Annotated in this window: 16 protein-coding genes and 1 pseudogene; 5 read left to right on the forward strand and 12 right to left on the reverse strand. The window is 41.0% G+C overall.

Annotated elements, in window-relative coordinates; translation table 11 throughout:
- Window positions 1-93: 93 nt before the first annotated feature.
- The 3 genes from WYK_RS13615 to WYK_RS13625 all read right to left on the reverse strand — a co-directional run bounded on the left by WYK_RS13615 (window position 94) and on the right by WYK_RS13625 (window position 2,517).
- A complete protein-coding gene (locus WYK_RS13615; protein WP_040375030.1) occupies window positions 94-627 on the reverse strand; it encodes a hypothetical protein in 534 nt (177 codons plus the stop codon).
- Between the two features lie 111 nt (window positions 628-738).
- Window positions 739-1,488, reverse strand: coding sequence for an SDR family NAD(P)-dependent oxidoreductase (locus WYK_RS13620; protein WP_235782510.1), 750 nt, complete (start codon window positions 1,486-1,488; stop codon window positions 739-741).
- Between the two features lie 66 nt (window positions 1,489-1,554).
- A complete protein-coding gene (locus tag WYK_RS13625; protein WP_040375031.1) occupies window positions 1,555-2,517 on the reverse strand; it encodes an MBL fold metallo-hydrolase in 963 nt (320 codons plus the stop codon).
- Between the two features lie 346 nt (window positions 2,518-2,863).
- Between WYK_RS13625 and proC the strand changes: the two genes are divergently transcribed.
- Window positions 2,864-3,709 carry a pyrroline-5-carboxylate reductase gene (proC, locus tag WYK_RS13630; RefSeq protein WP_040375032.1) on the forward strand — a complete coding sequence of 282 codons (846 nt, stop codon included), beginning with the start codon at window positions 2,864-2,866 and terminating at the stop codon, window positions 3,707-3,709.
- 82 nt (window positions 3,710-3,791) lie between these two features.
- Window positions 3,792-4,808, forward strand: coding sequence for an NADPH dehydrogenase NamA (gene namA / locus WYK_RS13635; protein ID WP_040375033.1), 1,017 nt, complete (start codon window positions 3,792-3,794; stop codon window positions 4,806-4,808).
- Window positions 4,809-4,903: 95 nt separating this feature from the next.
- Here namA and WYK_RS13640 read toward each other — a convergent pair whose 3' ends face one another.
- Window positions 4,904-5,758: a manganese catalase family protein gene (locus WYK_RS13640; RefSeq protein ID WP_040375034.1), complete on the reverse strand. Its 855-nt coding sequence runs from the start codon at window positions 5,756-5,758 to the stop codon at window positions 4,904-4,906.
- Window positions 5,759-5,918: 160 nt separating this feature from the next.
- Between WYK_RS13640 and WYK_RS13645 the strand changes: the two genes are divergently transcribed.
- Window positions 5,919-6,464 carry a MerR family transcriptional regulator gene (locus WYK_RS13645; protein WP_152526473.1) on the forward strand — a complete coding sequence of 182 codons (546 nt, stop codon included), beginning with the start codon at window positions 5,919-5,921 and terminating at the stop codon, window positions 6,462-6,464.
- Between the two features lie 6 nt (window positions 6,465-6,470).
- Here the strand turns inward: WYK_RS13645 and WYK_RS13650 are convergent.
- The 5 genes and pseudogenes from WYK_RS13650 to rnz form a co-directional block, all read right to left on the reverse strand.
- A pseudogene (locus WYK_RS13650) lies at window positions 6,471-7,194 on the reverse strand (ABC transporter ATP-binding protein).
- Window positions 7,169-8,200: an ABC transporter permease gene (locus tag WYK_RS13655; protein ID WP_040375036.1), complete on the reverse strand. Its 1,032-nt coding sequence runs from the start codon at window positions 8,198-8,200 to the stop codon at window positions 7,169-7,171. Before WYK_RS13655 ends, WYK_RS13650 begins: the two are co-directional and overlap by 26 nt.
- A gap of 88 nt (window positions 8,201-8,288) precedes the next feature.
- Window positions 8,289-9,281: an ABC transporter substrate-binding protein gene (locus WYK_RS13660; protein ID WP_174391509.1), complete on the reverse strand. Its 993-nt coding sequence runs from the start codon at window positions 9,279-9,281 to the stop codon at window positions 8,289-8,291.
- A gap of 155 nt (window positions 9,282-9,436) precedes the next feature.
- Entirely contained in the window at window positions 9,437-10,252 is an 816-nt protein-coding gene (locus WYK_RS13665) for a squalene/phytoene synthase family protein (protein WP_040375038.1), read from the reverse strand.
- Window positions 10,253-10,332: 80 nt separating this feature from the next.
- Window positions 10,333-11,256 carry a ribonuclease Z gene (rnz, locus tag WYK_RS13670; protein ID WP_040375039.1) on the reverse strand — a complete coding sequence of 308 codons (924 nt, stop codon included), beginning with the start codon at window positions 11,254-11,256 and terminating at the stop codon, window positions 10,333-10,335.
- A gap of 212 nt (window positions 11,257-11,468) precedes the next feature.
- Here rnz and zwf point away from each other — a divergent pair, with 212 nt between their 5' ends.
- Entirely contained in the window at window positions 11,469-12,965 is a 1,497-nt protein-coding gene (zwf, locus tag WYK_RS13675) for a glucose-6-phosphate dehydrogenase (protein ID WP_040375040.1), read from the forward strand.
- 44 nt (window positions 12,966-13,009) lie between these two features.
- On the opposite strand, the gene WYK_RS24945 is transcribed toward zwf, so the two are convergent.
- Both WYK_RS24945 and WYK_RS13680 read right to left on the reverse strand, forming a co-directional pair.
- The gene (locus WYK_RS24945) at window positions 13,010-13,186 is read right to left on the reverse strand and encodes a hypothetical protein (protein WP_161629136.1); all 177 of its coding nucleotides are present in this window, start codon (window positions 13,184-13,186) and stop codon (window positions 13,010-13,012) included.
- Between the two features lie 92 nt (window positions 13,187-13,278).
- A complete protein-coding gene (locus WYK_RS13680) occupies window positions 13,279-13,515 on the reverse strand; it encodes a hypothetical protein (protein ID WP_040375041.1) in 237 nt (78 codons plus the stop codon).
- 224 nt (window positions 13,516-13,739) lie between these two features.
- Here WYK_RS13680 and WYK_RS13685 point away from each other — a divergent pair, with 224 nt between their 5' ends.
- Window positions 13,740-13,913 (forward strand): hypothetical protein, encoded by a 174-nt coding sequence (locus WYK_RS13685; RefSeq protein WP_040375042.1) that lies wholly within the window; start codon window positions 13,740-13,742, stop codon window positions 13,911-13,913.
- A 125-nt stretch (window positions 13,914-14,038) separates the two neighbouring features.
- On the opposite strand, the gene WYK_RS25145 is transcribed toward WYK_RS13685, so the two are convergent.
- Window positions 14,039-14,191 carry a hypothetical protein gene (locus tag WYK_RS25145; RefSeq protein WP_169732065.1) on the reverse strand — a complete coding sequence of 51 codons (153 nt, stop codon included), beginning with the start codon at window positions 14,189-14,191 and terminating at the stop codon, window positions 14,039-14,041.
- Window positions 14,192-14,247 lie beyond the last annotated feature (56 nt).

Genomic DNA, 14,247 nt, shown 5'->3' on the forward strand with positions numbered 1-14,247 from the left:
AACTTCCCCCTTTTTCTCTATACACATTAGACATCGGCAGGAGAGAAAAGTTTTAAAGAACAGAAAAAAAAACTTCCTACTTCGAGGAAGTTTCTAATGCTGATCTAGTATTTCCTTTGTCTCGCCATCAACCATAACCGTGAACGATTCATCAAGATTTGAACGCTTCATCAATTCAATATCATAGATATCTTCTTCTGGAATATGAGTCAGCTTCAGCACCATAAACTGCTGACTTTCACTTTTTTTGACATAATCGATAGCAGAGGTAACCGCTTCCCTTTCACGGAGACTTGATTCGTCAGTCAGCACAAGTACAAGCCTTGCTTGTCCCTTGTTGGGAAATGCTTTATCCAATTCCCCGGTATACCATGTCTTCACTTTCATGCCAATTTGCACGTCAGTCCAATCCAAAATTTCGCCATTCAAATCCTTTATTTGCGCTTGATCGGTAATTTTGTAATAGGTACTGTTAATTAATAACGTCTTTGCTTCTGGATCTATGTTGGTGATAAACCCGTCTTCACCCTTACCAATCGCTTCCGCACTTTGTTCAGATGTAAAGGGCTGGCAGCCAGAAAGTAGAAGTAAGCAAATCGATATCAAAAGAAGTATTCCTTGTTTCACTTTCGTCCCCCTCTCTTCTTTTGAACCTGGATATCACTTTATTACCAATATATCACATTTATCAAAAGAGAGGGACAAACAAAACATTAAGTTCTTACCAGACTGATACCGTTATTTTTTAAAAAATGCACCTTTCCCCAGTGTCTCAGCTGTTCTAGGAAAGAGGTTATAAAATTTACTGGCAGCATTCATATAACCTGGTAGATTGATTTCACGTTTGGAAGTAAGCATAGCCGCAACAATTATTTCTGCTACATCCCCGGGCTTAAGCATAAATTTAGCTATATTTTTCACATACGAACCCGTCTCATCCGCAATCTCAAAGAAATTAGTTTCGATTGGACCTGGATTAACGGTCGTTACATGAATATTCGTGTCCATCATTTCCATACGCAGAGCATTTGAATAGCCGAGTACAGCAAATTTTGTTGCTGAATACAAAGACGATTTTGGCGTTGCCATTTTTCCTGCCTGTGACGCAATATTAATGATATGTCCTTGATTTCTTTGCAGCATGGATGGAAGAACCATTTTCGTACAGGCCATTAAACCAATGACATTTACATTAAACATCGCTTCGGCTTCTTGAATTTCCGTATCAACCGCCTGTTTAAATGTACCAAATCCTGCATTATTGACGAGAACATCCACTTTGCCTGCATCTTGAAAAATTTTTGTGAAAACCACTTCAATATCTTTTGGTTTACCTACATCAAGTTTGTACGCATAAAAATCCTGCTGCGTATATTGAGTACTAAGTTCTTGCTTTAGCTGTTCTAGCTTCTCCAAGCTTCTAGCAAGCAAGACTACATTGGCGCCTCTCGCTGCCGCACGACGAGTCAATTTCCATTCCAATTCCACCAGAGGCCCCAGTAATGACTACACATTTATCTTGTAAATTCCCCATTAATACACCTCATCATTTCATTAGCGAACTGAATAATATATGACGCCTGAATGAGTTTCATGTTTTATTTCACCTAAATCTTCTAAATAATCCAATTGACCAACACTTTCAGACAGAGTCAGACCAAACTGCTTTTTATATACCTTTGGAAATAACTGCATACAAACTTGAAGCCCTGTTAAAGGTGATTGTGCCAGCATTTCTTTTACCTGCATAGCCCGGTTGTGCTGACGATTTAACTGTGACTGAATTAATTCGGGAATCTGAGTAATTTCAGCACCATGTCCTGAGTAAACAAGGGACACTGGAATCTTTAGCAGTTTCTTCAGAGCTTCATTATATTGCAGCAGAGGCTTAGGCCGTTCCGCTCCCGGTTCAAGAGCAGGCTCTAATATTGGATTGGGTGAAATCTTGGCTAATAAATGGTCTCCACCAATCAATACTCCATCCTTTTCGCGAAAAAGAGAAATATGACTTTGCGCATGTCCGAGTGTTTCAATGACTCTCCATTCTGGCAGCCCTGGCACTACATCACCTTCCCCTACGCATGCACTCAACCCTCTCGTAGTAATCACTGATCCTGGTCCGCGGTAATCAATTAATTTAGAATAGTATTCCTCTGGTACGCCAAGTTCTCTCGCTAGTTGAGTGAAAAATTGAGTTAATTGTCCGACAAAGGATTCCGGCATATCCAGCCAGCGCTGGTTCGTTGGATGACCATAAATTTGGCACTGATCACTAACAAATTCTAAACCTCCAGCATGGTCAGGATGATGATGGGTTAACACAACCTGTTCAATATCACTTAATTGTAGACCAAGAGTGTTCAGCTCCTGTTCAAGGACTTCCCTTGACTGATCCGTTCTGACACCAGAATCAATCATAGTCAAGGCCTCTCCTTTTATTACATAAACATTTACATCACCCACTGCAAAAGAAGTTGGTAATGTGATTTTTGCTATATTCCCTTGCCAACTAGTCATAGCCTATCCCCTTAAACATTATGGTTAAATTCTATTTACAAGCAAACGATATAAACTACTTTAATTATTTCATGCATTCATCCTTAATTTTACCTCTGACATGCAGAATTGTCATTATTTTCGCATAGTTTACTACTAGTATTACCTCCCATAAAGAGACTCATTCGGTATTGACAGAGGCGCTGACTATCGTCGATAATCACAGTAACTAAAAAAGATACGGCTGCCAAAACCACATTCGTTTTATGTTTCGAATGGTGTCCCGTGGAAGGTCTTTCTTCCTCTTTTAGGATGAGAGGCCTTTTTTCTATATTACAAAAACACAAGCATAAGGAAGTGAATAATCATGAGCAAAACGGCTTTTATTGGAGCAGGCTCAATGGCTGAGGCAATTTTTTCAGGAATGATTTCAAGAGGCGGAGTGGATCCATCAACGATTTATACGAGTAATCGAACGAATACGGCTCGATTAGATGAGCTTCAAGAGCAATATGGTGTGACTGGATGTCAATCACTTGAGAAGCTCTTAACAGGTGCTGACATTGTCGTCCTTACCGTCAAGCCAAAGGACGTGCTTACTGTCTTGTCCGCAGCAAGGCCCTACATAACAGAAGAAATGATGGTTATATCCGTTGCCGCAGGAGTTGATATAGCCAGTCTTGAGGGGATTATTTCTAAAAAAGTATCGATTATTCGGGCCATGCCGAATACATCTGCAGCTGTGGGAAAATCTGCAACAGCCATTGCTGCCAACAAACAGACGAAAGAAAAAAATCTAGCTGATGCGATTGCATTATTTAAAGCGATTGGTACTGTATCCCTTGTAGAGGAATCCCAATTAGATGCCGTGACCGGTCTTTCTGGAAGCGGTCCAGCCTACATTTATTACTTAGTGGAGGCGATGGAGAAATCTGCAGAAGCGATTGGCCTTGATACCGATACCGCTAAGCAGCTGATTATCCAGACTCTAATCGGTGCAGCGGAAATGGTGAACCAATCATCAAAAACAGCCTATCAGCTTCGAAAAGAAGTGACTTCACCAGGAGGTACAACAGAGGCGGGGCTAAAGGTGCTGGCAGCACACCAAGTACAAGAAGCATTTGTGAATTGTATTCAAGAGGCTGCCATGCAATCAAAACGGATGGGACAGCAAATCAGCGAGGAAATAGAAGTATCACTTTTGAAAAAGTAATTCATTATAAGCAGATTCTTGGCTTGAATTTACATTTGATTGCTATACTACTAACATCTTAGTATCTAAGGAGTGGATAAGTATGGCAACAAAACTTTTTACTTCATATACACTGAAAGACGTAACCTTAAAAAACCGGATTGTAATGTCTCCTATGTGCATGTATTCGAGTCACGAGAAAGACGGGAAAGTACAAAACTTTCATAAGACACATTATACAAGCAGAGCCATTGGTGGAGCAGGGTTATTGATTGTCGAAGCAACTGCCGTTACGCCGCAAGGACGAATTTCAGACCGTGATCTCGGAATCTGGGATGATGAGCACATCGCTGGTTTACGTGAACTTGTATCACTAATGAAAGAGGAAGACACTAAAACTGGCATTCAGTTGGCTCATGCCGGCCGCAAAGCAGTGGTTGACGGCGATATTCTAGCACCGTCCCCGATTGCTTTTGATGAAACATATAAACAACCAAAAGAAATGAGCGTTGAAGATATAAAAGAAACTGTTGAAGCTTTTCGTCAGGGTGCCATTCGAGCTAAACAGGCCGGTTTCGATATCATCGAACTACATGGGGCACACGGATACCTGCTAAATGAATTTCTTTCACCCATTACGAATAAACGTACCGATGAATATGGCGGATCTGCTGAAAACCGCTACCGATTCCTCAAAGAAACGATTACAGCTGTTAAAGAAGTCTGGGAAGGACCATTATTCGTTCGAATTTCTGCCAATGATTATTTAGAAGGCGGCATGGACCCAGAACAATATATTGAATTGACCCGTTGGATGAAACAAGATGGTGTCGACTTAATTGATGTCAGCTCAGGGGCCGTAGCTCCCGCTCGGATTAAAGCCTTCCCGGGCTACCAAGTTCCATTTAGCGATACCATTAAGCATGGTGCTGACATTCCTACTGGCGCCGTTGGTTTAATTCTTTCTCCGGCTCAAGCGGATGAAATTATCCAAAACGATCGTGCAGATCTTATCCTCCTAGGCCGCGAATTACTTCGTGATCCTTATTGGCCTAGAACCGCTGCAAAAGAACTGAATTATGAAATCACAGCTCCTAAGCAATATGAACGAGGCTGGTAAGACCCGTGATGCCTGCAGACTTTTAGAATTAGTCTGCAGGTTTTTTTATTCAAAAAAAGCGAGTGTCCCTTAATCAGGACACCCGCTTACTCGATTCAAGAATTCAGATCACTTAAGCCTGGACTATGTTCATTTGGCATTTCTGGCAAATCAGGTACTGCATATCCATTTGGCGGCGGCGTTACGGATAAGTCCCCTCCATTTCGACTTGGAGTTACCCCTTGGAAAACCTGTCCAATCATCGTATCATCTAGTCGGAAATTAAATTGAGCATTATGAAAACCGAGATCTACATATTTACGACATTCCGGATATTTATTTAAATCATAATTTGGGATAGGGAATAGTTTCCCCCAAGAAACGCCTAATGTTTCTAACGCTTTCGCAAACGCATTTTGATGGGCATTATCTCGGACCATTAAAAAAGCTAACGTCTCACGGAAGGTTTTGTTCGAACTCATCTCATAGATTCTTGATTTCTGCAGGACCCCAGTTGATTCCAGAATAACATCATTAAGTAAATCTGCCGCTAGGTTTCCGTGACTGTATACCCACGAACCAGTCCAGGGATTTCCTCCAGCGTCAACAGGCAGTGAACTCTGAGCGGCCATAATATAGTGATGAGGATTGGCACTCATAGTTGCTACTTCAAGAGGGGCTCCATTGGTTCCTCCATTCCCAACAGCATCCTCCCCGGACTCATTTAAAAGCTGATTAATGGTTGTTTGAACCAACTCTACATGGCTGATTTCTTCAAGAAACACACCACGGATTAGATCACGATATTGTTTCTTATTCCCCCGAAAGTTCGCACTTTGAAAAGAATACTGCATCATCGTCCGCATTTCCCCGAATTGACCGCCCAAGGTTTCTTGAAGTACCTTAGCAGCTCCCGGATCGGGTTTGTCAGGAACGATCATATTAATTAAGTCTTCTTTATAAAAATACAAATTTCATTCCTCCTTGCTTTTTGATTACGTTTTACCCATTTAGTATTATCCTCTCAGTATTTTTTATCCTATAAGTTTCCATTTAAAGAAGAAAACCACTTTATTTGTAGAAATGAAACTAGTTTTGTCACCTCAGAAGGAGATTTAAAGAAAACGAAGAATCCTTGTTCTTAAGGAGGGGACTAAGATGAATACAAGTACAGTGGCAAAGGAGCTCGGTATTTCGCAGAGTACCGTCCAACGATGGGTAAGCGGGGGAAATATACTAGTTGAACGAAATCAGCATGGACATTATGTCTTTTCAGAAGCTAACCTTGAAGCCCTTCGGCAAATGAAGAAGGAATTAAATAACAGCAGTGCCTCCCAGGAACCACGTGAAAAAAAAGTGAGGAAGGGTACCCTTCCAGCACAGCGTTCTGAAGAAATTCAAGCTGTCGTCACTGAAATAGAACGCAAGCTAGATGAAAAGGCCGATAGCGTTGTGTCTTATCAACTTCTCCAGCACCGAAGTGATATGGAAGAGCTGCAAGACTTAATTAAAAAACTTGAAAAACGGATCCAAAAGCTTGAAAATAGTGAAATTGAAAACCGAAAAAGTGACAGTCTGACAGCTTTTAATGGGAATCCACCTAAAAATAAAAAAGGACGAATTTTCCAATCGGTGTTTGGCTTTAATAAGAAGGAACAAAAAAATCCCTCTTGCTGAGGGATTTTAAATGAGAACAGCACGATCATTATTCATTTTTTCACCTTTAATGCGTTGGAATTCTTGAAGAAGCTTCTCGACAGTCAGTTTTTGTTTATTGACCCCGCCTGCTTCAAATATAATTTTCCCTTTGTCCATCATAATTAAGGAATCTCCCAGATCGAGAGCCTGCTGCATATTATGAGTGACCATCAAAGTCGTAAGCTGGTATTGTCCAACAATCTTCTTCGTTAACTGGGTAACCAGCTCCGCTCTGGAGGGATCAAGTGCTGCTGTATGTTCATCAAGCAGCAAGATCTTGGGTTCAGTAAACGTGGCCATTAACAGGGATAATGCCTGCCGCTCCCCTCCAGAAAGCATCCCTACCTTTGCGTTCATTCGGTCTTCAAGTCCGAGATGCAGGGATTCGAGCTTTTCTTTGAAGAATCCCTTTCTCTTTTTCGTCACCCCAAAGCCAAACCCTCGTGTATTGGTCCTGCCAAATGCAATCGCTAGATTTTCTTCTATTGTCATGTTTGACACATTCTGCCCATCAATTTCTACTTCACCAGCATCAGGAAGTAACTTGCCAGCAACCATATTCATCAGGGTCGATTTACCGGCCCCATTGCTGCCGATGACCGTTAAAAAACTCTCCTTTTTTTAATTCAAGCTGTAGATTTTGCAAAGCCAGCTTCTCATCAGGGGTTCCTTCATTAAACACCTTATAAAGTTGGTTTAATCGAAGCATCCGCTTCACTCTCCCTTTCAGAAGTATTTAAATGAATCAACTGTAATTCTTTTAATCGTTTTCTCTTACGTCCTTTTTCTTTCCGATGGTCACGGAACTGCGGCACAATAAGAGCCAGGATAACGATGATCGCTGTAATTAGTTTAACATCACCCGTTTGAAGGAATTTCACCTGCAAAGCCAGCGTCACTACAAGGCGGTAGACTACTGCTCCCCCTATAACGGCTAGGGTTGCCCGGCTAATAGTATTCGAACCGAACAGAGCTTCGCCAATAATAACAGATGCGAGCCCAATAACAATAATGCCAATTCCCATTCCAATATCACTAAAGCCATTGTATTGAGCAACAAGTGCCCCTGAAAATGCCACCAGCCCGTTTCCTATTGCTAATCCAAGTACCTTCATATTTTTTGTATTGGCTGAAAAACTTGTTACCATCGCTTCATTATCACCAGTCGCCCGGAGTGCAAGGCCCACCTCTGTTTTTAAAAAATTCGACATAATTACTTTAATCAGTACAGCCAGGAAAAACATAATGATTAAAATTGACCATGTTTTTGGCAGGCTGTCACCTAATCCAATCAGGGTCAGTCCATTGTTCAGTACTTCATCTACATTCGTTTTTGACCACATTTCTTGAATAGATGTCATTAAGGTTGGCTCAGACAGCAGGGGAATATTGGACTTTCCCATAATCCGCAAATTAATGGAGTAAAGCGCAATCATCATAAGAATGCCTGATAAAAGAGGATTAATATTCCCTCTTGTATGCAGCAGTCCCGTAATGGTACCTGCTGCAAATCCCGCTAACAAAGCTGCTGCTGTAGCTATGAGCGGTGAATATCCATTGATAATCATAATCGCGGATAATGATGCTCCAGTCACAAAGCTGCCATCCACTGTTAAGTCCGGAAAATCGAGAATACGAAACGTCAAATAAACTCCAAGAGCCATAATCGCATAGATCATTCCGGATTCAACCGAACTAAATAATGCAGGGAACATCGTAGTCATCCTTTCTATTACAAAGCACAAACCGCTCTAGAACACTAGACAGTATTCAGAAAGGTTTGCGCTCTCGTTATGAGGTCATTTATTTTACAAGCTCTGCTTCTGATTTCCATTCTTCCTTAATTTCAATTCCCATTTCTTTTGCAGCTGTTTCATTGATAACTAGTTTTAGTTTTTGCGGATATTGAACAGCCAGTTCTGAAGGTTTCTTGCCATCCTTCAGAATCTCGGCTGCCTTTTCTCCAGCTTCATAGCCAATATCATAGTAACTGAAGCCGAAAGCTGCAAACCCGCCGCGCCCGACAGAATCTAATTCACCTACGAATAGTGGAATGTCTTTATCATTAGCGACCATAACTACCGATTCAAGAGCAGAGACAACTGTATTATCCGTGATAATATAGAAGGCATCTACTTTACCAATCAGTGACTCTGTCGCTTGTTTAACTTCTGCTGAAGTAGAGACAGAGGCTTCGACGATTTCAACACCGGCCTTTTTAGCTTCTTCCTTTAATGCATCGACCTGAACAACAGAATTTTGTTCGCCTGCGTTGTAAATGGTCCCGATTTTCTTTGCACTAAGTTCATCCGCAAGGAAGGCAATAGATTTAGGGATGGCTTCTGGATGATAGTCCGTTGTTCCTGTCACGTTACCACCGGGAGACTCCATTGATTGAACCAATTTGGTCACAACAGGGTCTGTTACAGAAGTGAACACAATCGGAATATCCTTCGTGGCATTCAATGCACTTAACGCACTAGGAGTTGAGTTTGCAAAAATTAAGTCCACTTTATCATTCACAAAATTTGTCGCGATTGTCTGGCTGTTATTTTGGTCACCTTGTGCGTTCTGTTCATCGAACTCTGCATCTATCTTTTGATCTTCTAAAGCTTTTTTAAAGCCTTTAAAGGCTTCATCCAGCGAAGCATGCTGCACAATCTGAGTAACGCCAATTGTCACCTTTTCTTGTTTTTTCCCCGACGAATCATCATTTTCAGCTGTGTCATTGCACCCTGAAAGCAAGACACCAGCCAATATGAGTGATGCACCTGTTTTCAACCAGTTCTTTTTCATCACTTATCCCCCTACATCCCTTTTTATTATGTATAAAATTATAGTCATATCGGACAAACTTTTACAATCTATTTTTTATATTTTTAAAATATTCTAACTATTTAAACCATAAAACCGACTCTCATTAGGAGAGCCGGGTTTTTATGGTTTCTTCATTACTTATTAATAGCGTTATCTACGATTTCGTTTACCTCAGTCCGATTAATTTTTTCCCGTCCTTCAAGTAAAGCCTTTAATGTTCCGTGTGCAAGGGCTAACGGAATATTACAGAAATCACGAACCACCTGAGACTTAATTTCTGTTAAGTAGGTATCAGCTAAGCTTAAATTCTTCTGGGTGTAAGCAAGCATTTCCTCAAATCCCCAGCCTTTCGGATAAAAGTTAACACCGCGTTCAGAATCTTCCCCTTTGTTGCGAAGAATATTAACTGCCTGCAGGCCGCGTCCGAATGCTACAGCCAGCTCTTTATCTGCTTCGGTTTCGTCATACCACTTCCAGATATCTGTGAGCATCACACCTACAAGTCCTGCAACATAATAGGTGTACTCATCAAGATCCTCTACACTTTTAATTTCCCAGTTTTTCTCCGTCCATTTAGCCATTCCACCTGCCATAATCGCTGTTGATTCAAGAACTTTTTCATGAATCGAATCAGGACAGAGACTAATCCAGTCATGCAGAAGGAGAGTCACTTCTGGAAGTAAAGAGTGGTATGGCTCAAATAACGTCTCAATTGATTCTTTTGATACGTCTTCCTGGAGCAGCTTGCTTAATTCAGTCAATAGCTTGATTTTCACCTCAGAAGGAAGTTCAGGATGATCTTCAATCTCATCTATAGCTCTCATACAAAGGTAAGCAGCCCCCACTGTATCTTGCAGTTCACCTGGAAGGTGGCTGATTGGGATAAAGAATGTCCTGCTCGTCTTCAATAAGAAATCAATCGCCTTAGTATGTAGTGTATCCTTGCTCATATTAATAGCTCCTTTTAATAGCATTTCGATCTATGATTATAGTATAGCCTTTTTAACTATTCAGCTCTAGTTCTTTCCCTTTAATTTAAGGGGATCTTCACTGACAATAGATCTTCAGCAATCATTGTTTCAGGAAAAACAGCAGCGGCTTCATTCCGCAGCTGGATGATATCGTCTGCTAGATACCGTGAACTAATATGCGTCAAGATTAACTGTTTAACTCTAGCACGACTGGCAGCTTCAGCTGCCTGGACGGTAGTAGAATGATAATAATCATGTGCAATCTTCACATCTTTTTCAGAAAAAGTCGCTTCATGTACAAGGTAATCCGCATTTTCAGCTAAGATATCTACCGCCTCACATGGTCTCGTGTCACCTAAAATGGTGATCACTCTTCCCTTTTGCGGTTCTCCCAAATAATTCTTTCCACTCAGAATTCTCCCATCCTCGAGCTGTACATCCTCGCCATTTTTCAAACGCTTAAATAATGGTCCGGGCTTTATTCCTTCTGATCGTAATTTATCCACAAGCAGCACACCTGGCCGGTCTTTTTCAACGATTCGATAGCCAAGACAGAATATACCATGATCAAGCGGCATAGCAGTTACGATAAACGTTTCATCTTCAAACACAACCCCTTCTGTAACCTCTACAAATTGCAAAGGATACAAAACATGGGTTCCACTAACCCTTAGGCTTGTTAACACGAATTCTTCAATTCCTGCTGGTCCATATATGATTAATTCCTCTGTCCCGCCTTGAAACGAACGGCTGCTTAAAAATCCTGGCAGACCGAATATATGATCGCCGTGCAGATGAGTAATGAAAATCTTTTCAATTCGTCTCGGTTTTACTGGAGTTCTTAATATCTGATGCTGAGTAGCCTCTCCGCAATCAAATAACCAAACTGCACCCCGTTCTTCAAGCAGTTCTAGGGCAATGGCAGATACATTTCTCGCTTTAGCCGGTATTCCTGCACCAGTTCCTAAAAAAACAAAATCCACAATACACCCTCCGATTAAAACAATTATTCTTACCGTTAAATATATCATAAACCAACGGGAACATAAATTAGCAGCATTAAGGGGACAATAAAGGCTAGCCTTTATAAAATTTAGAAGTTTAGGTCCAATTGATTGCGTTAAAGCGAAACAATCATTAAAATGATGTAGTTGATAGTACACATGTATTTTATAGAAAAGAGAGGTTTTTTATTGTGACAACAGCGAATAAACCGACTGCATTAATCGTCATCTTCGGTGCTACTGGTGATTTAGCGAAGCGGAAATTATTTCCTTCCATCTATCGGTTGTTCCAAAAAGAGAAAATGGGTAACTTTGCTGTCGTTGGTGTAGCAAGAAGACCATTAACCGAAGAAGAGTTCCAAGCAAATGTGAAAGATTCTGTAACAACATTCGCAGGAGCTACAGAAAACATCGATGAGTTTGCTTCCCATTTCTATTATCATTCTCATGATGTTACCAATGAAGCATCCTACATAAAACTTCGGGAAATGGCTGAAAGTTTAGATGAGCAGTATGAATTATCAGGTAATCGTATTTTTTACCTAGCGATGGCTCCTGAATTTTTCGGAACAATTGCTGAGCAATTAAAAGCCCAAAACTTGACCGAAACAAAGGGTTATAAACGTCTGGTTATCGAAAAACCATTTGGCACAAGCTTCGATTCAGCTCAAATATTAAACGATAAAATCCGGACTGCTTTTTCAGAGGATGAAATTTATCGAATCGATCATTATCTTGGTAAAGAAATGGTCCAAAATATAGAAGTTATTCGTTTCTCTAATGCCTTATTTGAACCACTATGGAACAGCCGTTACATTTCTAACATCCAAGTCACATCTAGTGAAGTACTTGGCGTAGAAGAACGCGGCCGGTATTACGAAACAAGCGGTGCACTCCGTGATATGGTGCAAAACCATTTAATGCAAATGGTTGCGCTTCTTGCAATGGAACCGCCAATCCGCTTAGAGACAGAAGAAATCCGGAGTGAAAAAGTACGTGCTCTTCGTTCGCTTCGTCCGCTCAAAAAAGATGAGGTTGGTCAATACTTTGTCCGCGGACAGTACGACGAAGGTGTCGTAGATGGAGAAACATTACCTGCTTATCGTAATGAGCATATGGTAGATCCTAATTCAAACACGGAAACATTTGTAGCCGGTAAGCTGATGATTGACAATTTCCGTTGGGCTGGCGTTCCTTTTTACATCCGTACAGGAAAAAGAATGGAAGCTAAATCAACAAGAATTGTTGTTCAATTTAAAGATATTCCTATGAATTTGTATTACAAGCCTAATGAAACGTTAAACCCGAATCTGCTTGTGATCCACATTCAACCAGAGGAAGGAATCACGCTTCACCTTAACGCGAAAAAATCCGGTAAAAATATTGAAACACAGCCTGTTCAATTGGCTTACTCCAGCAGTAAAGTCGACCGGATCAACACCCCCGAAGCCTATGAAAAACTGTTATTTGACAGTATGCGCGGCGATGCAACTAACTTCACTCACTGGGATGAAGTAGCCCTATCTTGGAAATTTGTCGATACAATTTCTGAAGTATGGGAAAACACAAAAGAAACAAGCTTCCCGAATTATCCAGCCGGCAGCACGGGTCCAAAAAGTGCTGATCAACTTCTAGAAGAAGATGGAAACTTCTGGTGGCATATTGATAAATTCGAACCTAATTGTTAATACTTAACACAAGCAGACACCTATGAGGGTGTCTGCTTTTTATTTTAGGACACATCCTTTTTTTGAAGTTTACCCTTAAACAAACCATGTTTTTCTTTGCTTCTTACTTTCTTCTCCTCAGTTATGTTCTTTACCGAACCAAAATTTAACCAAAAAGAAATACTCGTTTCAAACAAAATCATTAGTAGGAAAAAAACAACTGCCAGCCAAACAACCTGCATGAATCAACCTCTCCTTTACTTACATTGCGCCGTCTCTCAAGAAAAGTATATGCACTAAACATTTAGCCATGAAGGAAAATGATGATACTCTACTACCCGAAGGAACTATCGCTTAAACTCTGCCCATCATTCTGCTCCAACCCCGATTTATTCTCCCCGTTTGAGCCATCATTCTGCCCCAACTGATTCCTTCTAACTGCTTTTCTGCTTGAGTTGGCTCTTTTGTCTGGTTTTCGATCATCGTTCAGCCTGACTAATCTATCCATTCTTCCCCAACTGCCAATCATTCTGCCCCAACTCCGATTTATTCTCCCCGTTTGAGCCATCATTCTGCCCCAACTCCAGCTGATTCTTCCCTACTGTGTTTTTGCTTGAGTTGGCTCTTTTTTTACTGAATTTCCGTCTTCGTTCGGCCTGACTAATCCTGCTTTGCTTGGTACCACCTCCCTTAATTAGAAAATGCAGCTAGGATTAATTCGCTGTCCAAAGGTCAAACTAATGGGGATGCATGAACACGCATCAGGTCCAAATACCATTTGGGAGGGAACTAACGATGGATATTCGTGAAGGCGCAATTCCTGCTGCACTTGGAACAGCTGTAACCGCGGCTGGTTATGCAATGAAACAAACGCGGGGTTCAAATAAAATGATCGCAAATACCATCTTTGGCTTCGGCCTGGCACATGTCGTTCTCGGTGTGATTGACTTGGTAGAGCACCGCCGTTAATAGCTAAAACTAGGGGGAGCCATTGGCTCCTCTAAGTTTCGACCTTTAACGGCTTTCCCTATGTTTCCATCGGTCAAATCTGGTAATACGGCGCCAAATTTATACATAACCAAATCAAATAGCTCCTATAGTAATCGATAAGCTCTTCGTTCAGCATATTCTGAACATGGCAGACAAACTTTCATCACTTTGCCTTGATCATTTGTATAGGCTCGCAATGGTTTGATTTTCCTCTTACATATCCCGCATTTAGTCGTAAAAACATCGAATATTCCCATGTCTCCTCCTAATATTATCGTTTTTATATTACATTCTGCTCAACAAAAAAACGCCA

This window comes from Peribacillus psychrosaccharolyticus ATCC 23296 (genome assembly GCF_000305495.1).
Classification (GTDB): domain Bacteria; phylum Bacillota; class Bacilli; order Bacillales; family DSM-1321; genus Peribacillus; species Peribacillus psychrosaccharolyticus.

Bases quoted from the DNA above. Each gene is read 5' to 3' on its own strand.
- WYK_RS13665 (WP_040375038.1), bottom strand. From the start codon at position 10,252: ATGAGCAAGGATACACTACATACTAAGGCGATTGATTTCTTATTGAAG.
- WYK_RS13660 (WP_174391509.1), bottom strand. From the start codon at position 9,281: ATGAAAAAGAACTGGTTGAAAACAGGTGCATCACTCATATTGGCTGGT.
- WYK_RS25145 (WP_169732065.1), bottom strand. From the start codon at position 14,191: ATGGGAATATTCGATGTTTTTACGACTAAATGCGGGATATGTAAGAGG.
- namA (WP_040375033.1), top strand. From the start codon at position 3,792: ATGGCAACAAAACTTTTTACTTCATATACACTGAAAGACGTAACCTTA.
- WYK_RS13685 (WP_040375042.1), top strand. From the start codon at position 13,740: ATGGATATTCGTGAAGGCGCAATTCCTGCTGCACTTGGAACAGCTGTA.
- WYK_RS13625 (WP_040375031.1), bottom strand. From the start codon at position 2,517: ATGACTAGTTGGCAAGGGAATATAGCAAAAATCACATTACCAACTTCT.
- WYK_RS13680 (WP_040375041.1), bottom strand. From the start codon at position 13,515: ATGATGGCTCAAACGGGGAGAATAAATCGGAGTTGGGGCAGAATGATT.
- WYK_RS13655 (WP_040375036.1), bottom strand. From the start codon at position 8,200: ATGTTCCCTGCATTATTTAGTTCGGTTGAATCCGGAATGATCTATGCG.
- proC (WP_040375032.1), top strand. From the start codon at position 2,864: ATGAGCAAAACGGCTTTTATTGGAGCAGGCTCAATGGCTGAGGCAATT.
- WYK_RS24945 (WP_161629136.1), bottom strand. From the start codon at position 13,186: ATGCAGGTTGTTTGGCTGGCAGTTGTTTTTTTCCTACTAATGATTTTG.